Source organism: Thermoflexus sp. (genome assembly GCF_042408365.1).
In the GTDB taxonomy this organism is placed as follows: domain Bacteria; phylum Chloroflexota; class Anaerolineae; order Thermoflexales; family Thermoflexaceae; genus Thermoflexus.
In genome coordinates, this window is sequence record NZ_JBHOQJ010000101.1 from 1 (window position 1) to 17,668 (window position 17,668).

Annotated in this window: 18 protein-coding genes; 9 read left to right on the plus strand and 9 right to left on the minus strand. The window is 62.6% G+C overall.

Going from position 1 to position 17,668, the window contains the following annotated elements:
- Positions 1-108: 108 nt before the first annotated feature.
- Together ACFMO5_RS04300 and ACFMO5_RS04305 are read right to left on the minus strand one after the other, a co-directional pair.
- Positions 109-618 (minus strand): LPXTG cell wall anchor domain-containing protein, encoded by a 510-nt coding sequence (locus tag ACFMO5_RS04300; protein WP_376791522.1) that lies wholly within the window; start codon positions 616-618, stop codon positions 109-111.
- A 66-nt stretch (positions 619-684) separates the two neighbouring features.
- Complete coding sequence (locus ACFMO5_RS04305; protein WP_376791523.1) at positions 685-1,332, minus strand: c-type cytochrome; 648 nt, start codon at positions 1,330-1,332, stop codon at positions 685-687.
- 233 nt (positions 1,333-1,565) lie between these two features.
- Between ACFMO5_RS04305 and ACFMO5_RS04310 the strand changes: the two genes are divergently transcribed.
- The gene (locus ACFMO5_RS04310) at positions 1,566-3,254 is read left to right on the plus strand and encodes a glycoside hydrolase family 57 protein (protein WP_376791524.1); all 1,689 of its coding nucleotides are present in this window, start codon (positions 1,566-1,568) and stop codon (positions 3,252-3,254) included.
- Positions 3,255-3,297: 43 nt separating this feature from the next.
- Here the strand turns inward: ACFMO5_RS04310 and ACFMO5_RS04315 are convergent, their stop codons facing one another.
- The 7 genes from ACFMO5_RS04315 to ACFMO5_RS04345 all read right to left on the minus strand — a co-directional run bounded on the left by ACFMO5_RS04315 (position 3,298) and on the right by ACFMO5_RS04345 (position 10,784).
- Positions 3,298-3,867, minus strand: coding sequence for a hypothetical protein (locus ACFMO5_RS04315; protein WP_376791525.1), 570 nt, complete (start codon positions 3,865-3,867; stop codon positions 3,298-3,300).
- 915 nt (positions 3,868-4,782) lie between these two features.
- Positions 4,783-5,844: a L,D-transpeptidase gene (locus ACFMO5_RS04320; protein WP_376791526.1), complete on the minus strand. Its 1,062-nt coding sequence runs from the start codon at positions 5,842-5,844 to the stop codon at positions 4,783-4,785.
- A gap of 459 nt (positions 5,845-6,303) precedes the next feature.
- Entirely contained in the window at positions 6,304-7,314 is a 1,011-nt protein-coding gene (locus tag ACFMO5_RS04325) for an AIR synthase family protein (protein ID WP_376791527.1), read from the minus strand.
- Between the two features lie 285 nt (positions 7,315-7,599).
- Positions 7,600-8,445 carry an ABC transporter permease gene (locus ACFMO5_RS04330; protein WP_376791528.1) on the minus strand — a complete coding sequence of 282 codons (846 nt, stop codon included), beginning with the start codon at positions 8,443-8,445 and terminating at the stop codon, positions 7,600-7,602.
- Positions 8,446-8,514: 69 nt separating this feature from the next.
- The gene (locus ACFMO5_RS04335) at positions 8,515-9,555 is read right to left on the minus strand and encodes an ATP-binding cassette domain-containing protein (protein ID WP_376791529.1); all 1,041 of its coding nucleotides are present in this window, start codon (positions 9,553-9,555) and stop codon (positions 8,515-8,517) included.
- Positions 9,556-9,645: 90 nt separating this feature from the next.
- Complete coding sequence (gene lspA / locus ACFMO5_RS04340; RefSeq protein WP_376791530.1) at positions 9,646-10,155, minus strand: signal peptidase II; 510 nt, start codon at positions 10,153-10,155, stop codon at positions 9,646-9,648.
- 290 nt (positions 10,156-10,445) lie between these two features.
- On the minus strand, positions 10,446-10,784 hold the full coding sequence (locus tag ACFMO5_RS04345) for a TraR/DksA family transcriptional regulator (protein ID WP_376791531.1): 339 nt from the start codon (positions 10,782-10,784) through the stop codon (positions 10,446-10,448).
- 603 nt (positions 10,785-11,387) lie between these two features.
- Here ACFMO5_RS04345 and ACFMO5_RS04350 point away from each other — a divergent pair.
- From ACFMO5_RS04350 to phoU, 8 genes are all read left to right on the plus strand, one after another.
- Entirely contained in the window at positions 11,388-11,579 is a 192-nt protein-coding gene (locus tag ACFMO5_RS04350; protein WP_376791532.1) for a hypothetical protein, read from the plus strand.
- A 57-nt stretch (positions 11,580-11,636) separates the two neighbouring features.
- Positions 11,637-11,987 carry a hypothetical protein gene (locus ACFMO5_RS04355; protein ID WP_376791533.1) on the plus strand — a complete coding sequence of 117 codons (351 nt, stop codon included), beginning with the start codon at positions 11,637-11,639 and terminating at the stop codon, positions 11,985-11,987.
- A 101-nt stretch (positions 11,988-12,088) separates the two neighbouring features.
- Entirely contained in the window at positions 12,089-13,114 is a 1,026-nt protein-coding gene (locus tag ACFMO5_RS04360; protein WP_376791534.1) for a PstS family phosphate ABC transporter substrate-binding protein, read from the plus strand.
- A 407-nt stretch (positions 13,115-13,521) separates the two neighbouring features.
- Positions 13,522-14,412, plus strand: a complete 891-nt coding sequence (gene pstC, locus ACFMO5_RS04365) for a phosphate ABC transporter permease subunit PstC (protein ID WP_376791539.1) — start codon at positions 13,522-13,524, stop codon at positions 14,410-14,412.
- Positions 14,413-14,626: 214 nt separating this feature from the next.
- Positions 14,627-15,484, plus strand: a complete 858-nt coding sequence (gene pstA, locus ACFMO5_RS04370) for a phosphate ABC transporter permease PstA (RefSeq protein WP_376791535.1) — start codon at positions 14,627-14,629, stop codon at positions 15,482-15,484.
- Positions 15,485-15,596: 112 nt separating this feature from the next.
- Positions 15,597-16,370 (plus strand): phosphate ABC transporter ATP-binding protein PstB, encoded by a 774-nt coding sequence (pstB, locus tag ACFMO5_RS04375; RefSeq protein ID WP_376791536.1) that lies wholly within the window; start codon positions 15,597-15,599, stop codon positions 16,368-16,370.
- A gap of 6 nt (positions 16,371-16,376) precedes the next feature.
- Entirely contained in the window at positions 16,377-16,841 is a 465-nt protein-coding gene (locus ACFMO5_RS04380; protein ID WP_376791537.1) for an arsenate reductase ArsC, read from the plus strand.
- A 261-nt stretch (positions 16,842-17,102) separates the two neighbouring features.
- The coding region (phoU, locus tag ACFMO5_RS04385) for a phosphate signaling complex protein PhoU (protein ID WP_376791538.1) at positions 17,103-17,668 on the plus strand (566 nt) is incomplete at its 3' end.

Here is a 17,668-nt window from a genome sequence, read left to right on the forward strand (position 1 = left end):
GGAAAAGCAGGGGCGGGCGCATAGAAGGGCCCGCCGCTGCATCTTTTCAAAAATCCGCCCCACCGGCTCTGCCTGCCCGGTCTCTCCTCATCACCTTCAGCGCCCGCATCAGGCCAGGCGTCGGCGCAACAGGTAGCCGGCCCCGATCAAGATCCCTCCAGCGATCAGAAGCCCGGCCCACAACGGGAAGGTGGTCGGCTCCCCGCCGGTCCGCGGCAGCACCGCCGTGATCTCCCCGCAAGCAACGTAGACGGAGACCTCCTGTGCCGATTTATGGACGTTGATGGCGAAGGGCTTCGCCAAGAGATCCGTCAACTTCACGTTGACTGTCGAGGTCGATTGGCCGTCCCGGACAGGGCTCAGCGGGAAAGTGGGCTTGGGGTTCAGGTTGGCACACGTGCCCTCGTGGATGTGGGCGGGCTGATCCACCCCGGCGGGGCCCGGGGTGAGGTTGATGGTTACTTCTGTCTGATCCCCCACCGCTCGCAGGACGGCCGTGCCGGACTGCCCGGATTGGTTCTGTTCTTTGAGGGTGATGGTGACGGTCTCCTGCGCCGGCGCGGCGGCGATGAGCAAAAGCGACCACAGGACTCCGAGGCTGAATATGATCCGCTTCATGGCGCCCTCCTTAGAGATTTTGATTTTAAATCCAGCGCTTACAAGCGAGGTGGCTCTTCCCTCTCCTCAGTCGCCCTGGTCCTCCAAAGCCAACGCGCTGAGATAGGCGATCAAATCGGCGACCTGGGCGTCCGTGAGGTCCGCTCCGACCGCCGGCATCTGCCCACCTCCCTCCCGGATCTGCCGGGCGATGAAGGCCGGGGTGTGCCGCCGCAGCTCATCGATCAGAACCGGGGCCGGCGGCTCGAACCCCAGTCCGCTGCCCGGCCATCGCCCGCCCTCCAGGTGGCATGATTCGCATCGCTGGCGGAACAGCTCCTGGCCCCGCGTCGCGGCCTCCGGATCGACCGGCGGCGGGCTCCGGTTGAAGGGCGGCTCGCCTTCCAAGGTTTGAAGGTAGGCCAACAGGCGCTCCAGCTCCTCCCCCTTCAAGCGATCCCGGAAGCCCGGCATGTCGCCCCGTCCGTTCAGGATCTGCGCCCGGATGAACCCTGGGGAATGGCGCCGGGCCACGCCGCGCAGCGAGGGCCCTGTTCCCGGCGCGGTTCCGCCTTGCGGATGGCACGTCTCGCAAAGCGTTGCGAAGGGCCCGGGTGCCGCTCCGGACGACGGCGTAGGGGAAGAGCGGATCGGAGCGCTGGCCGTGGGGGTGGCGGAAAACCTGGGCGCGGCCGGGCGGGCCTGTCCCGGCGTCGAAGGCGCCGGGGAAGCCATACATCCCATCCCTCCGATCACTCCCAATAGGATCCAGCGACGCCATGGACGATCTCCCATGGGCGAACCCCGAGGCGAAGGACAAGCTTCGAAGCGGCAATCCCGATCTTCCATTTTTTGATACGCAGCGAGCTTGCCTGTGGTTTATTCAGGCGGAAATGGAGGCCCGTGGTCTCGCTTACGGGGGTTTCCGGCTATCATGGGGAGGAGATCCCTTCAAGAAGGAGCCCAGCATGGCGCGGATCGGTGCCTTCACCTTTGTCCTCCATGCCCATATCCCCTACTGCCGGCGGGCCGGGCGTTGGCCCCACGGGGAAGAATGGCTGCATGAGGCGATCGCCGAGACGTATCTTCCTTTGCTCGATGTCCTCTACGAACTCTATGAGCAGGGGGTCCCCGCCCGCCTGACCCTCAGCCTCACCCCGGTGCTGGCCGACCAGCTGGCGGATCCTCTGATCCAGGAGCATTTCATTGAATATGCGGCCGATCGGCGGAGCCGGGCGGAGCAGGATGTGGCGCGCTTCGAGGCGGAGGGGAACGCCCACCTGCGGGAGCTGGCCCGATTTTACGTGGAGTTCTACGACCGACGGCTTCGAGGCTTCGTCGGACGTTACGGAAAGGATCTAATCGGGGCGTTCCGGCGTCTGCAGGAGGCCGGAGTGGTGGAGCTGGTGACCAGCGCCGCCACCCATGGTTATCTTCCCCTCCTCTCTCGGGATTCCTCGATCCGAGGCCAGCTGCGGACGGGGGTACAGACCTACCGGCGGTTTTTCGGGAGGGATCCCTTCTCCATCTGGCTTCCCGAATGCGCTTACCGGCCGGCTTACCGCCTTCCCGATGGGACCATCCGACCGGGCTTGGAGTATTTCCTCGCTCAAGAAGGGCTGCGTCTGTTTTTCGCAGAAACCCACGCGGTGGAGGGCGGGCAGCCGGTGGGGAAGGCAGCCGGCGAGGCCATCGGCCCTTACGGCCAAATCGTCCGCCATTATGTGATCCCGTTTGAAATCGTCGAGCAGGTTCGAGGGACCACCTACCGCCCGTACTATGTGGCCCGGACGGACGTGCCAGGGGGGGAGCATTCCGGCGTGGCGGTGGTGGCCCGCAATAACCGGACCGGGATGCAGGTGTGGTCCGCGGACTGGGGCTATCCGGGGGATTTCGATTATCGTGAGTTCCACAAGAAGGATGGGCGGTCCGGGCTGCAGTACTGGCGGGTGACCGGCAAGGTGGATTTGGGTGAGAAGGATTATTATCACCCGGAATGGGCGGCTTATAAGGTGGAACAGCACGCCCAGCACTTTGTGGATTTGGTCCACGATCTCCTGCGGGAGTTCCACCGCGCGACCGGGCGGATCGGCCTCATCGCCTCCAACTATGACGCCGAGCTCTTCGGCCATTGGTGGTTCGAGGGAGTGGATTGGATCGGGGCGGTGTTGCGGCGCTTGGCGGGGAGCGAGGAGGTCTGGTTAACCACGGCCCGGGAGTTCGTGGAGACCTATCCTCCGGACGAAGTGCTGGTGCTTCCGGAGTCCAGTTGGGGGCTGGGCGGCGGGCATTGGACGTGGGACAACCCGGAGACCCATTGGATGTGGGAGCCGCTCCATGCCGCGGAGGCCCGTATGGAGCGGCTGGCCGCCCAGCATCCGGAGGCGGACGAGGCCGTCCGCAAGGTCCTGAATCAGGCGGCCCGGGAGCTGCTCCTGCTCCAGGCCAGCGACTGGCCCTTCCTGGTGACCAGCGGCCAGGCGCGGGCATACGCCATCGAGCGCTTCATGACCCACCTGGAGCGCTTTGAGGCGCTCTGCCGTTCCGTCGAGGCCGGGCGCCCCGATGTGGACTTAGCGGAGGAGTGCTGGGAGCTGGATCGGGTGTTCCCGGATCTGGATTACCGATGGTGGGCTCCTGAGCGCGGTGGATCATAGGGCTTCCCAACGCCGTGGCGATGAAGCCGCCACAATGGGAAATTCATTGTCCTTCCACGCGCGGCTCTCCCTCCGCCCATCGTCGGATGGCCTCTTGAAGGAGCGCCCGGAGCTCTGGATCCGGCACATCCTCCGGCCGGTTGTAGCGCTGGCTGCCCACGGTGATCCCCAAGGTGCCATCTCGAAGGGTTTCAAAGCGGACCGCCCGGTGAGGGAGCTCGGGGCGCTGGCGGAGAAGGTCCTGCAGGATCTCATCGAGCTGCTCCGCCAGGGTCGGCGTGGACGAGCTAAGCCCGGGGGCGGGGAAGGGGAGCTCCGAGGAACCTTCGGTCATCGCTCGGATGGCCCGGAAGGCCTCTAGGACGAGCAGCGCGGTTTGGTGATCATGGATCTCCCGAAGATGTCGATAGCGCTGTTTCCCTACCTCAATCCGCCAGGTGCCGTCCGGGTCTCTCACCAGCCCCACGCCCGTTTCCACTTTCGGAGGCGGGGGCGCGCTGGCTCCTTGTGAACTTCTCCCTCCCCCAAGGGCGAGCCCGATCGCAACCCCAAACAGGAGGCCGACGATCAGCGCTCCGCCGGCAAATAAATAAATCAGCTCCAGGGGAACCATGTTCGCCTCATCTCCGTTTCACGGTTCATCCAGACAATGAGCCCTTAAACTGAGCTTGATGGACTTTAGGGATCTTTTAGGGTGGGGGGCCGCTTTCGGCGATCCCTCACTCTAAAAGGATTCCCCCTGTCGCCCAACTGTTTCCAGTTTACCCGAAAAGCGCGTTTTCGGGCGGAGAGGGGGGACGGTGAACGCTACAGCGACTGCTTCGCCCGCATTTGATTTAGAAGTGATGTTGTTAGTTGTTCCGTGGGGTGGCCAGTAGTTTCATTTCAGCCGTAAAGCGCTCCGACGGGGCCTGCCACCAGGGGCCGAGGACGGCTGCCCCTTGGGTCCTCTTTTGTCTCTCCAAGCTTCTGCCCTGGATCCCGGGAAACGGGTGAAATCCGCTGGGCGGCGGACGAGAACCCAGTCCGCCCCCAAGGGTTGGCCGCCCGGAAAGGCCCTACCGGGAGTTCTCCAGGACGTTGGGCCCCCAAAAAGTCCGAAGGACTTTTTGGGGACCCCGTCGGTCTGTGGAGATCCCTCTGGCGGCGGAACAGGCCTCCGGGCCCGGTCGACGAGCCACGGGTCGTTGAAGCAGGAAGGGACCGGTCGTTTCGTTTCGCCTTACAGGGCGAAATAAACGACGATGAGTCACGGAACGGTTTGCAGGCAGGCCGGGCGCCGGAGGCACCGGCCCCACCTTCAAAGCACGTTTGATCCCCCTCCCCACGGCCCGAAGGGCCGTGGGGAGGGGGATAGAGGGGGGATCATCCGCTCTCCTCACCGCGTATCTTCAAAATAAAACGCGGAAGAAGCACTACAAGTTCCCCTCCCGATATTGGACTTTTACTGTATTCTGCGCGTCTTGAGCTCCTGGTCCATGGGTGGTCGGGCGCCTGAGCGCCTGTTGGGCGAAATCGCGCGTAGAGTTCAGCGATGCACCCACACCCAGGTGCCGGGGTTATCGGGCGTGGCACGCACGAGGGGATTATCCCCGTAAGGCTCCGCCCACTCGAACAGCCAACGGGCGTCGATCGGCGCCAAGTTCACACAACCCCGGCTTTGGGGGAACCCGAAGCGGTCGTGCCAGTAGGTGCCGTGGAGCGCGTAGCCCTGATAGAAGAACATGGTCCACGGCACATCTTCCAAATAATAGTAGCCGAAGATGTCGCCATCCATCAATGTGGTCCGGACCTTCACCTGGATCCGGAAGAGGCCCGTGACGGTGGGCGTGCGGCTCCGCCCGGAGGAGATCAAGGTGGCGTAAACCAGACGATCCCCCTCATAAGCGGCCAGGGTTTGCTCGTAGAGATTCACCTCGATCCATTTCACGCCAGGTGGGATCCCTGCAGGCCGCTGGGCAGGGAACACCAGGCCCACGGCTTGCTCCTTCACCCACTGATCCGGGCCCACGCGGTACCACTTTTGATCCCCAACGTGGCGGATTTCCTCCACTGTGACCATCGTGTAGCGCTCCAGAACCGGCGCCTGGGGATGGGGCGCTTTGCCTGGCTCCTCGGAGGGGCGGGTGTTCTGCACGATCCAGCCGAAGGGTCGCGTGGGAGGTGTAGCGAAGGCCACGCCATGGAAGGTGGATGGGGCACCGAACGTCAGATACGAAGCCTCGATATATTCGTCCGGGTTAATGCGATAGAACACCTTCCCGCCGACCTCCGTCCGACCATGCACGCTGACCCACACATAGCCGGCGGGGAAGACCCGACGGGGCGCGCCTCCGCTCAGCGCATCCTCCGGCGAGCGATACGTGGAGGCCGGTGCTTTCACAAACGCATACGTATAAGGGACCAGCGATGGAACCTGAGCCGTGGCTCGGCTCTGGAAGGCCCCCGGGGGGTCCACCTGATTAGCCACTGGGGCTCGGGACGGGGTCCGGGTGGCGCTTGGCCGCGGGCAGAAGGCCGGATCCCCATCGGGCGGGATGCATCGGCCCACCATCGGGAGAACCCATAAAAAGAGAATAATGCCCAGCATAATGACCTCCGCATCACTGATTTGTCTAACCCAACATTAGAAGCGCAATAGATCTCGATCGTTCTTGCCTGGAGGTTGGTCTCTCTCTAATTATAACGTAATGGGGATCTAAAACGTTCCTGGACAGATTCTCTACGCGGAGCGGACGATTGGCCAACGTGTGGGACCCATTGGGGTTGACAACTGCTGCCCATTTTGTCGTTTCTCCAAGCTTCTTGCCTGAATCGTGGGAAACAGGTAAAAGCCTCTTGGCGGCGGGCGATAACCAAGCCGGCCGCCAAGGGTTGGCCGCCACAAAGGTTCTACCGGGAGTTCCCCTTGGCCTTGGAGATCGGTTGTGCGGCGGAACAGTGGGGAACCACTGGTCTACGAGCACCCAGTCGATGAGGCAGGAAGCGGCCGGTCGTCGATGGAGCCCAATCGGGTGCAGTAGACGACGATGTGTCGCGGAACAGTGTCCTATTCGAAGAGTCGGGCCAGTTCATCCCGGGGGAAGGGCTGTAGGGGTTCTCGCCGGCCGGAGCGCTCGATCCATCCCCCTTCCTCCGGAGGCCGAAGCTCGCCGATGATGGCCGCCGGGCGCCCGGACCGAGCCAGCGCGTCCCGGATGGCCTGAGCGTCTTCCGGTGGAGCTGCGATGAGCAGCGAGCCGGAGGCCAGCAAACCCCATGGATCCAGCCCATAGTGCTGACATAGGGCGAGGGTCTCGGGATAGATCGGGACGGCATCGCCATCCACCCGGATCCCAAGGCCCGCGGCCTGGGCCAGTTCCCATAACCCGGTGGCCAGCCCGCCCTCGGTCGGATCGTGCATCGCATGCACCCGTCCGGCTTCCGTGGCGATCCGAGCGTCTTCCAGCACGCTGATCCCGGGGGTGTAGAGGAAACCTGCGCACCGATCCAGGAAAGCCTCCCCGAAGACCGGCCGCAGCTCCTCGCGTTTCTCCCGTGCGATCACCGAAGTGCCCTCGATGGCGATCGGTTTGCTCAAGATCACCTGATCGCCGACGCGCGCGCCACGCGGGGTGATCAGTCGGTCCGGGCTCACCTCTCCGAGCATAAACCCGGCCACGATCGGCCGATCCAACCCGTAAGTGACCTCGCTGTGGCCGCCGATTAAAGCGACGCCCAAGGCCTCACACGCGGAGCGGAGCTGCTGGAAAACCTTCTCCACCAAGTCGACGTCCGTGCGCCCCTCCGGAAGGAGGAGGATGGCCATCATCCAGCGAGGGCGGGCGCCGGTGGTCGCGATGTCGTTGGCGTTGATTTGAACCGCGTACCAGCCGATCGCATCGGTGGCGAACGTGATCGGGTCCGCTTTGATCACCAGATAGCGGTCCCCCATCTCGACCACTGCCGCGTCCAGCCCAATCCCCGGCCCAAGCCGCACCCGGGGGTCCGGGATCGGGAAATCCAGCAGGCGTTGCATCAGCTCCAGCGGAAGCTTTCCGACCGGGAAGATCGTCGACATCGCTGCCCAACTCCTGGGGGGATTTCGCTTTGGTATCGAGTGCTGGGAGTTTCGGCGCGACGATTTTTGCTAGTGCTTTGCCCACTTTTAATTTTGGGTTTTTCGGGGGCTGGGGCCGTCCACTCCCTCCACTAGCTATCCCCAAAGCCGTAGATGAAGCGCCAGCAAAGTTTCTATCCGATCTGGGAGTTGCGCAATGGGTTCCCCGTGGGGGCTTTCGGCGCGGCGCGGGGCGTCTTGGGTGCCTGGCTCTGCGATCTTGCGCAGGGGCTGCCGACGGGGCTTTCATGCCCCAAACGCTTCATAGCGTCGGATCCCCGCGCGCCAAAGCATGGTCACCAGGGTGACCGCCAGGGCCAGCCACAGGCCTTGCGCGACAAAGCCCTGGAGGATGCGATCCGGCGGCAGCCGCCCCAACAGCATCTCCAGAGGAAACGATAGCACGAGGGGGAAGGGTGTCCAACGCAACAGCTGCTGGATGCCCTCTGGCATCAGCGCCAGGGGGATCACATATCCGGACCCCAGCGCTTTAATGAAGAACCAGACCTCGTGGAAGGCCACTGCCTGGGAGGTCCAGAAGGCGGTGAGGCCGATGGCGTATTGAAAGAAAAACTCCAGCAGCAGGGCCAGGAATGTTGCGGCGGCGACTCGGATCAAGTTGATGGGCGCGAGATCAAGCTGGGGCCCGGGATACAGATAGAGCGCGATGGCGATGGGAGGACCGACCAGCAGGGCCTGAAGGGGGCGGGAGGCCAAGGTGCGGGCGAGATCGTAATGGATGGGGTGAAGCGGGCGTAGCAGCCGCGCGCTCAATCCCCCGGTCCGGATGTCCCGGTTGAGATCCCAAACGATCCACACCCCGGTCATGCGACGCAGGAAGATGGCGGCCAGATAATAGCCAACAAAAGCCCCCGCATCGAAGGATCCGATAGGCCCTTCCTGGGCCATGGAAAGCCAGACGGCCAACATCACCAGCGGCACAGCGCCCGAGAGGATCCAGATGAGGATCTGGACCCGATACTCTAAGGTCCGGGCCCAATAGATGCGCAGCAGGGTCGGATAGGCCCGTAGGGTCGCGCCCAGAGCGGCGAGCGCTTCCGAGGCTCGGGAAGGCTGAGAGAAAGTTTCCATGGAACCCACACGTTCTCCCCGAAGAGCTTGCGTGAGCACCATCCCTTCGGATGGCGCCTGGGGGTGTTTCTATTCGTGGACGGCCTCCTCTTCCAGCCGTCGAGCGGTGAGTTCGGGATCCATCTGAGCGGCCTCGGCGAAAACCCGACGGATCACTTCTTCCACCGGTGGCTCTTCAATCGCCAAATCCGTCACCGGGAGAGCTGTGAGCATGGCGGCCGCGATCTCCGCCGTCCGGGAGCGGGGGACTTGCAGCTCGGCTCGGTGAGAGTTCAAGCTCAACACCTCGCCGAAGGGGGCGAGGGCGCTCATCGGGAGCGGTTGGGCCATGGTGATGCGCACGATCCGATACGGGGCCACCCGCTCCGCCAGGGCCTCCAGATCCCCATCGTAGAGCAGGTGGCCTCGATGGATGACCAGCACCCGTTGGCAGAGGGCGGCCACATCGGCCATGTAGTGGCTGGTGAGCAAGACCGTGGCGCCGGTCCGGCGGTTGTATTCTCGCACGAACTCCCGGATCCGGGCCTGCATCGTTACATCCAGCCCGATGGTGGGCTCGTCCAGGAACAGCACCTGGGGTCGGTGGAGGAGGGCCGCGGCCAGCTCACATTTCATCCGCTCGCCCAGGCTCAGTTTGCGCACCTGCTTCGTGAGCAGCCCCTCCAGTTCCAGCAGCTCCGTCAGTTCCTCCAGCGTCCGTCGAAACTCCGCCTCGGGGATCCCATACACAGCCCGGTTCAACAGGAACGTCTCAATCGCCGGAAGATCCCACAGCAACTGCTGTTTTTGTCCCATCACCAAGGTGATTTGCCGCAGGAAAGCCCGTTCCCGGCGCTGAGGGACGAACCCCAGCACCCGGACCTCACCGGCGGTCGGATGGAGGAGGCCGGCCAGGATCTTGAGCGTCGTTGTTTTGCCGGCGCCGTTGGGGCCGAGGAAGCCGACCACCTCGCCGGGTTGGATGGTGAACGAAAGGTCCTCCACTGCGCGGACCACGCGATAGCGGCGATGGAAGAATGCCCGCAAGGAGCCCATGAGCCCGGGCGCCTTGTGGTGCACCATATAGTGTTTGTGAAGATGATGAACCTCAATGGCCGGCATGGTCTCCATAATTCTTGAGCCTTATGGGCCTTAAGGATCTTCAGGGGCTAGGGCTCATTCGCTCTTCCACCGCATATCCCCGAAAGCGAGCACCGCGGATTATTGCTTCTCTTGGGGATGCTCCGATTGTGGGGAGATCGGCGGCTGGGGTTGCGCCCGCTCCTCCAGCCCCATCGTGGCCAGCAGCAACAACATCCCCACCACAATCGCGCTATCGGCCAGGTTGAAGACCGGCCAGAACTTGAAATCCAGGAAGTCCGTGACGAAACCGAACCGGATTCGATCGATCAGGTTGCCGAAGGCGCCGCCCAACTGCAGCCCCAAGGCGATCCGAATCGGCCAGCGGGCGGTGGACAGCTGCTGGGTGTAAAGCAGGAGGAAGGCGATCACCACCACAGCCACGGCGACCAGGATCGAACCCCATTCCCGGAACAGCCCGAACGCGATGCCGGTGTTGGTGACGTGGGTGAAGGTGAAATAGCGGGCTAGGGCAGGGATGGGCGCCCAGGACTCGTAAAGCGCTAAGTTCTCCCGCACCCAGGCTTTGCTCAATTGGTCCGCTGCGAAGGTCAGCAGGGCGATCAAGGCGATGATCCATCGTCGTCCCATAACGGTCCACCCCGAACAGGAAGTCCGCAGTTGGTTTTCTCGTGGGGGCTTTAGGGCGGAGCCGGGCACCAAAGGCGCTCAGCTCCGCCCCTAAAAACAATTTTCATCCCTCGTCCCACAGCCCTTTAGGCCGTGGGGCGAGGCATGAAAAGGGATGGGACTCTTCCACTTCCTCCTACAGGCTCCGAACGGCGTAACCCCTACCCTAGGGTTGCTCAAAGCATCCCCTCTCATATCCAAGGTGGCGGCGAGCCGGTCGCGGAGCGGACCTGGTTACTGCCCTGGGAAGATCAGCGTTCGCGCCTCGACTGGCATTCTAAGCAAAGAGCCGCGAAGGGAAGTGCCTTCAGCCGGGCCACATCGATCGGCCGGCCGCATATCTCGCAGATCCCATAGGTTCCCTCCTCCATCCGCCGCAGCGCTGCCTCTACTTCGCGCAGGCGGAGCTCCAGATGCCGCCGGAGGGCTGTCCGGGTGGCCTGATCCATCACATCCGTCGCATCATCGGCCATATGATCATGGTACCCGATCCCCTCCGGCGCTCGGGCATCCAGCCGGGCCAGTTCTTCTCTTAACCGGATCTGCTCCTCCTCCAACGCCCGGCGCAACCGATCGAACGGGATCGCCATTGTTCCTCCCCCCACCGCTCTGAAGGGCCATCGGGATGTTTAATCCCCTCCACAGGGAATTGTAACCGATCGTGTGCCTTTCGGTGCAATCTCCGCTTTTCAGAACCCTCTCCATACGGATTTCGTAACAGCTGCCTTGTTCATCCGAGTGTTTCTTCCATCCTTTGTTTTAGGTTATGCGATTGGGAAGACCAGTGGCTCCTCCCCCTTCCCCGTCGCCTTTGAACGGGGGGAGAAAAATTCTTTGGGAGCTGGGACCGTTTGCGGTGCTTCGTCCATTTTGGTTTGGATATGGGATGGTGCGGGCCAACGCCCCCAAACCCCCAGGGAAACGGCTTAAAAGCGCGCTCACTGGAAGAAGCATGAGTTTTTGGGATGTGCGATGAGGAATGTGGATGGCCCTTTCCTCCCCCCATCCCGCAGCCTGAAAAGCTGTGGGGAGAGGGCTCCTGATCGATACGCTTAAGGCCTGCGGGGCCTAATGAGCGCTTGGGGTTTGTGAAAAAGATTTAACCTCCTCTTTGCGGAACATAAAACCTCTTTTCACCCTCTGTCCTCCGACTTCTACTACGATAAAAGCGAAGCTGAAAGGGAGGAGATACGATGGAGGCGATGATTCAAGTGGATGAGCGGCTGCGGCGGCTTCGGGAGGAGCTCACTCGCCTGGTTCGGGAGGGGGAGGACGAGGAAGGGATCCGTCTCCGAGCCCTGTTGGCAGAGATGGAGCGTCTGGAGATGCTGCGCCAGGAGCTGCGAGCCTGGCAGCCGGATCGACGACAGATCTCCCTCTCGTGATCCCCATCCAGGAGCATGCCTGAGCGCTGCGATTCGGGGGAGGAGGGAAACGTGCCGATGCGAGGCTCTGATGAGTTTTCGGAATGCCTGAGTTTTTGGAACGCCCTAAGCTGCCGGGCGGCGGGGATAGCGCCGGGCTATGCGGAGCTGGCGGATTTGCGGTTCGCCCTGGATACGGGTTGGGCGATCGAGCCGCCGATCTATGTTTACCAGGAGGTGGGGTGGCGGCCCTACTATCATATCCTCCTCCGGCGCGGCGAGCATCAGGTGTTGCTCAGCCTTCCGGAAAGCGAGGCGCTTCGCCGCTTTCTGGAGGAACATGGAATTCAGCTGGAGTTGCACCCGGCTCGTGGGCGGGCAAGGCCATCGCAGCCCAAGCCCTCCCGAGGGGGCAACAATGACCTATAGCTCCTGGTTTCCCTACATGAGGTCATTGAAGATGGCCTGGTGCGGGGAAACGAGGAGACAGCGGTCCCCGTTTCCTCAATAACCTATAAGGAGGAGCTCATATGAATCCGCGTTCCGCTCTGGCTGCGATCCTTTTGGGGCTTGTGCTGGTGGTCACGGCCTGCCAGCCTGCGGCCACGCCCACCGTCAGCTCTGCGCCGACATCCCCGGCGTTAAGCGGCGAGATCAAGATCGATGGCTCGTCGACCGTTTATCCGATCTCCGAGGCGGTCGGTGAGGAGTTCCAGAAGGCCCACCCGAACGTGAAAGTGGTGGTGGGCATCAGCGGGACGGGTGGGGGGTTCCAGAAGTTCTGCGCGGGGGAGACCGACATCTCGGATGCCTCGCGCCCGATCAAGACCTCCGAGATGGAGACATGCCAGAAGAATGGCATTGAGTTCATCGAGCTGCCGGTCGCCTACGACGCCCTTTCGGTGGTGGTCAACCCGAAGAACGATTGGGTGGCCTGTATCAGGGTCGAGGAGCTGAAGAAGATGTGGGAGCCCGATGCCCAGGGGAAGATCACCCGGTGGAACCAGGTGAACCCCCAATGGCCGGACGCCCCGCTCAGCCTTTACGGCCCGGGCACCGATAGCGGGACGTTCGACTACTTCACCGAGGCAATTGTAGGCAAAGAGGACGCCAGCCGTGGCGATTACACGGCCAGCGAGGACGACAACGTGCTGGTTCAGGGGGTGGCGAACGATCCGTACGCTCTGGGCTATTTCGGCCTCGCTTATTACATAGAGAATCAGGACAAGCTGAAGGCCCTGGCGATTGACGGCGGCAAAGGGTGTGTTTTGCCCTCCGAGCAGACCGTCCGAGATGGCAGCTATCAACCGCTCTCGCGCCCCATCTTCATCTACGTGAACCGGAAGGCGGCGGATCGGCCGGAGGTGGAGGCCTTCGTCCGGTTCTATCTGACGCAGGGCCCTGCCCTGGCGAAGCAGGTCGGTTACATCCCGCTTCCGGATACCGTCTATCAGCTCGTGCTTAAGCGCTTCGAAGCGCGCAAGGTGGGGACCGTCTTCAAGGGCGGGCCTCAGGTGGGGGTGAGCATTGAGGACCTGCTGAAGGCGGAGCAGTGATCCGTCCACAGGCCATTCCGGGGTGGGAGGCCGCCGGAAGCGGCCTCCCACCCCCGCGTTACAGGAGGGCAGCGCTCGCGTTTCAGCGGTTGTCGCTTCCTGCCTTTATAATACTGGTGGGAGTTACGCGGTTGGTTTTCTCCTGGGGGCGTTTGGAGTGGAGCCGCGCGCCTTCGGCGCGGCTCCACTCCAAAACATTTTCGGTGAGGGCCATTCCACCTCTTCTCATGGGCTTCGATCTGCGTAACCCCTAACTGGACTGGATTGAGAGGGCATTAAGAGGGCGGGGTGATTTCGGCCCGGGCCAGCAGGGGGGCTTCCCACACCTCACGATTCGGAGCAAAGGAACGATGGGGCTGACGACCCGCTCGGCAGTGGCGGTCCAAGCGGCGCGTCTTCAAAGGGGGATGGCCGCTCAATGGCGGGAGCTTGGGGAACTGGTCATCCAAGCGATCCTTTTCTTCGCCGCCATGGTCTCCGTGTTCACGACCATCGGCATTGTGGCGGTTCTGGTTGTGGAAGCGATCCCCTTCTTCTACCAGGTGTCCCTTGTTGAATTTCTCACTGACCCCCAGTGGACCCCCTTGTTTGCTCAGAAACACTTCGGGGTTCTACCTTTAGTTACGGGGACTTTTCTCACTTCAGCTATCGCCCTGGCCTTGGCGATACCGGTGGGCCTGTTGAGCGCCGTCTACCTGAGCGAATACGCGCCGGCCCGGGTCCGGGCGATCCTGAAACCTGCGCTGGAGATCTTAGCGGGGATCCCCACAGTAGTTTATGGCTACTTCGCCTTGCTCTTCGTCACACCTCTCCTGAAACGGGTGGTCCCGAACCTGGAGACGTTCAACGCGCTCAGCGCAGGGCTGACGATGGGGGTGATGATCATCCCGTTGGTCTCTTCGCTCAGCGAGGACGCTCTCTATGCGGTGCCGAGTTCTCTGCGGGAGGCCGCTTACGCCCTGGGGGCGACGCGTCTGGAGGTGGTGGTGCGGGTGATGATCCCAGCGGCGCTCTCCGGCATCGTCGCTTCGTTCATCCTCGCGGGGTCCCGGGCGATCGGGGAGACGATGATCGTGGCCATCGCCGCAGGCCAGCGCCCCATCCTGACCCTGGATCCTCGGCGGGCCATTGAGACGATGACCGCTTACATCGTGCAGGTCAGCCTGGGGGATACCCCGCATGGCACCTTGGAGTTCCGAACGATCTTCGCGGTGGGCCTGGTCCTCTTCCTGTTCACGTTGGCGCTGAATTTGCTTGCGATGCGGATCATCGAACGCTATCGGGAGATTTACCGGTGAAGGGCTGGCCAAGGCCTAGCCCTGGTGAAGTGATCCGATGGGCCTATAGGGGGAAGAATTCTCTGGGGTCGGGCAGGGGCCGAAGGTTCTTGCCCGACCCCAGGAGCTCTGGAGAGAGCGAACGGGTGGTTGTGGTTTGAGGGCGTAAAGGCCGCAGCAGGTGGTCTCTATGATTTCCGAATCCCCTGGGGAATCCGGATGGAGTGGAAGATCAATGGGGCGACGACGGCACCGGGAGATCGCGGGCAAGGTTTTTGAGGGGATTGCGCTGGGGGCTACGATCTTCGGCTTGCTGGTTTTATTCCTCCTGCTGTTGGACGTGGCCCGCCGCGGCCTGGGTGTTCTATCCTGGGCCTTTTTCACCAATTATCCCTCTCGGTTCCCCGAGCAGGCCGGGATCCGCTCGGCGCTGCTGGGGACGCTATGGGTGATGGCTTTGACCGCTTTGTTTTCGGTGCCCCTGGGCGTGGCCGCGGCCATTTACCTGGAGGAGTATGCGCCGCGCAACCGGTTGACCCGTTTCATCGAGCTGAACATCAACAACCTGGCAGGGGTGCCCTCGATCATCTATGGGCTGTTAGGTCTGGAGCTTTTCGTGCGGGGGATGCGGTTGGAGCGGAGCATCCTGGCGGGGGCCCTCACCCTCGGCCTGCTGATCCTGCCCATCCTCATTACTGCGTCCCGGGAGGCCTTGCGGGCGGTGCCGATGAGCTTGCGGGAGGCCGCCTTCGCCTTGGGGGCGACCCGCTGGCAGGTCATCCGTCATCAGGTGCTGCCGGTGGCCTTTCCAGGGATCCTCACCGGGATGATCCTGGCCCTCTCCCGGGCCATCGGTGAGACGGCGCCGTTGATCACCATCGGGGCGCTGACCTTCATTGCCTTCGACCCGAAGAGCCCCTTCGATAAATTCACGGTGCTCCCGATCCAAATTTTCAACTGGGTCTCCCGCCCCCAGGCGGGCTTCCATGCCCGAGCGGCAGGGGCGATCCTGGTGTTGCTGGTGGTGCTGCTCACGATGAACGGCCTAGCGATTTATCTGCGCAATCGCCTGCAACGGCGCTACCACTGGTGAGCTACCGGTCGGTTGAATTGTGGCTCCGCTGCAGGGGCGTAAATTTTTCTTCGCAACAAGGCAGAATGGCGTATAAGGTCTGAGCGTATACTGACCGAGGGGAGAGCAGGGGATGGAGGAGATCATCTTGGAGACAGAGGACCTCACCGTTTACTACGATGGCCGCCCGGCGATCGAGGGGATTCGTTTGAAAATCCCCCGTCGCCGGATCACGGCCATCATCGGCCCTTCCGGGTGCGGCAAGAGCACCCTGTTGCGCTGCTTCAATCGCATGAACGACCTCATCCCCTCCGCCCGTGTCTTGGGGAAGGTTCTCTTCGAGGGCATTGATATCTATGGGACCAACGTGGATGTGGTGGAGATCCGACGGCGTATTGGCATGGTCTTCCAGAAGCCGAATCCGTTTCCCAAAAGCATCTATGAAAACGTGGCCTTTGGCCCTCGCATCCAAGGGATCCGGGACCGACGGAAGTTGGATGAGATTGTGGAGCGCTGCCTCCGCGCGGCGGCTCTGTGGGATGAAGTCAAGGATAAACTTCACCAAAACGCGCTGACCCTATCCGGTGGGCAGCAGCAGCGCCTGTGCATTGCGCGGGCCTTGGCCACGGAGCCCGAGGTGCTGCTGATGGATGAGCCGGCTTCCGCCCTCGATCCGATTGCGACGATGAAGATTGAGGACCTCATGCGGGAGCTGGCCCGGGAGTACACGATTGTGATCGTCACCCATAACATGCAGCAGGCCGCCCGGGTCAGCGATTACACCGCCTTCATGCTGGCGGGAGAGGATCGGGTAGGTCGCCTCATCGAGTTCGGCCCGACCCAACAGATCTTCACCCGTCCGCGGGACCGGCGGACGGAGGACTACATCACCGGACGGTTCGGATAAAGAGCGATGAGCGTACGCAAATGGCGTGTGCTGGTGCTTTGCACAGGGAACGCGGCCCGCAGCCAGATGGCGGAGGGGTTGATCCGCGCGGCCTTCGGCGATCGGGTGGAGGTGTTTTCCGCCGGCACGCACCCGGCGGGCTATGTACACCCCTTCGCGATCCAGGCGCTGAAGGAGATCGGGATTGACATCTCCGGCCACCGCAGCAAATCCATAATGGAATTCCTCGGTCAACCCTTCGATCTGGTCCTTACCGTGTGCGATGATGCCGCCGAGGAATGTCCCGTCTGGCCCGGGCAGGGGGAACGGTTACACATCGGATATCCGGACCCCGGACGATGGTCGTGGGATGAGGAGGGTTTGCTGGAGGAGTTCCGTAGGCTCCGGGAGCGCATGCGGGCGGAGCTGTTGCCGGTCCTGCAGCGCTGGATCGAGCGCCGGGAGGGAGAGGAGAGGGAACGCGGCCCCTAAGATGCCCCGCCCTCATGGACTTCTGGAGTTCCTGTGAGATGCGGGCTATATAAGCAGCTCGCACCTCGCGGAGCAACTTCGTTGTATAGAGGAAGCGAAAGGGCTGCGGAAAGGGTGGGAGGCCAACTGCTCCCTCGAGTGAGCGAAGCCGCAGCTCACGTGATCCCAAGACCCAGAAGATGAGGAAGCGAAATGGTTGACCCGGAGCGGATCTCGAGCTACCATGCGGAAGCCAGGTCAGGGACAGGAGAGGAGGGGCCGATGCAAGCTCGGGTGATGTTGGAGCGCGATCTGAGCGCGATCCGCCAGGACGTGTTGCGGCTGGGGAGCATGGTGGAGCAGGCGATCGACCGCTGTATCGAGGCCCTGAAACGGCTGGATGTCGGGATGGCCCAGGAGATCGTCGCCTTCGATGAGGAGATCAACCGCATGCGCTATCAGATTGAGGAGGCCTGCCTGGAGACCATTGCGACCCAGCAGCCTATGGCCAGCGACTTACGGGCCATCATCGCGGCGATGTTCTGCGCCACCAATCTGGAACGCATGGGCGATCACGCCAAAAGCATCGCCAAACTGACCATCGAGATGGCCGACGAACCCTTGCTGAAGCCGCTGATCGATATCCCCCGCATGGCCCAGATCGCAAAGGAGATGCTCCGACAGGTTCTGGAAGCCTATGTGGAGCACGACCCGGAGAAAGCCCGCGCCGCCGTCGCCCGCGACGACGAGGTGGATGCTCTGGATGAGCAGGTCTACCGGGAGCTGATCACCTATATGATGCAGGATCCCCGCACCATCTTTCGGGCCACGCGGCTGCTCTGGATCTC

What these genes read in the sequence shown, in the direction of transcription:
- ACFMO5_RS04300 (WP_376791522.1), bottom strand. Translation starts at nt 618, where the DNA reads ATGAAGCGGATCATATTCAGCCTCGGAGTCCTGTGGTCGCTTTTGCTC.
- ACFMO5_RS04305 (WP_376791523.1), bottom strand. Translation starts at nt 1,332, where the DNA reads ATGGCTTCCCCGGCGCCTTCGACGCCGGGACAGGCCCGCCCGGCCGCG.
- ACFMO5_RS04310 (WP_376791524.1), top strand. Translation starts at nt 1,566, where the DNA reads ATGGCGCGGATCGGTGCCTTCACCTTTGTCCTCCATGCCCATATCCCC.
- ACFMO5_RS04315 (WP_376791525.1), bottom strand. Translation starts at nt 3,867, where the DNA reads ATGGTTCCCCTGGAGCTGATTTATTTATTTGCCGGCGGAGCGCTGATC.
- ACFMO5_RS04320 (WP_376791526.1), bottom strand. Translation starts at nt 5,844, where the DNA reads ATGCTGGGCATTATTCTCTTTTTATGGGTTCTCCCGATGGTGGGCCGA.
- ACFMO5_RS04325 (WP_376791527.1), bottom strand. Translation starts at nt 7,314, where the DNA reads ATGTCGACGATCTTCCCGGTCGGAAAGCTTCCGCTGGAGCTGATGCAA.
- ACFMO5_RS04330 (WP_376791528.1), bottom strand. Translation starts at nt 8,445, where the DNA reads ATGGAAACTTTCTCTCAGCCTTCCCGAGCCTCGGAAGCGCTCGCCGCT.
- ACFMO5_RS04335 (WP_376791529.1), bottom strand. Translation starts at nt 9,555, where the DNA reads ATGGAGACCATGCCGGCCATTGAGGTTCATCATCTTCACAAACACTAT.
- lspA (WP_376791530.1), bottom strand. Translation starts at nt 10,155, where the DNA reads ATGGGACGACGATGGATCATCGCCTTGATCGCCCTGCTGACCTTCGCA.
- ACFMO5_RS04345 (WP_376791531.1), bottom strand. Translation starts at nt 10,784, where the DNA reads ATGGCGATCCCGTTCGATCGGTTGCGCCGGGCGTTGGAGGAGGAGCAG.
- ACFMO5_RS04350 (WP_376791532.1), top strand. Translation starts at nt 11,388, where the DNA reads ATGGAGGCGATGATTCAAGTGGATGAGCGGCTGCGGCGGCTTCGGGAG.
- ACFMO5_RS04355 (WP_376791533.1), top strand. Translation starts at nt 11,637, where the DNA reads ATGCGAGGCTCTGATGAGTTTTCGGAATGCCTGAGTTTTTGGAACGCC.
- ACFMO5_RS04360 (WP_376791534.1), top strand. Translation starts at nt 12,089, where the DNA reads ATGAATCCGCGTTCCGCTCTGGCTGCGATCCTTTTGGGGCTTGTGCTG.
- pstC (WP_376791539.1), top strand. Translation starts at nt 13,522, where the DNA reads ATGGCCGCTCAATGGCGGGAGCTTGGGGAACTGGTCATCCAAGCGATC.
- pstA (WP_376791535.1), top strand. Translation starts at nt 14,627, where the DNA reads ATGGGGCGACGACGGCACCGGGAGATCGCGGGCAAGGTTTTTGAGGGG.
- pstB (WP_376791536.1), top strand. Translation starts at nt 15,597, where the DNA reads ATGGAGGAGATCATCTTGGAGACAGAGGACCTCACCGTTTACTACGAT.
- ACFMO5_RS04380 (WP_376791537.1), top strand. Translation starts at nt 16,377, where the DNA reads ATGAGCGTACGCAAATGGCGTGTGCTGGTGCTTTGCACAGGGAACGCG.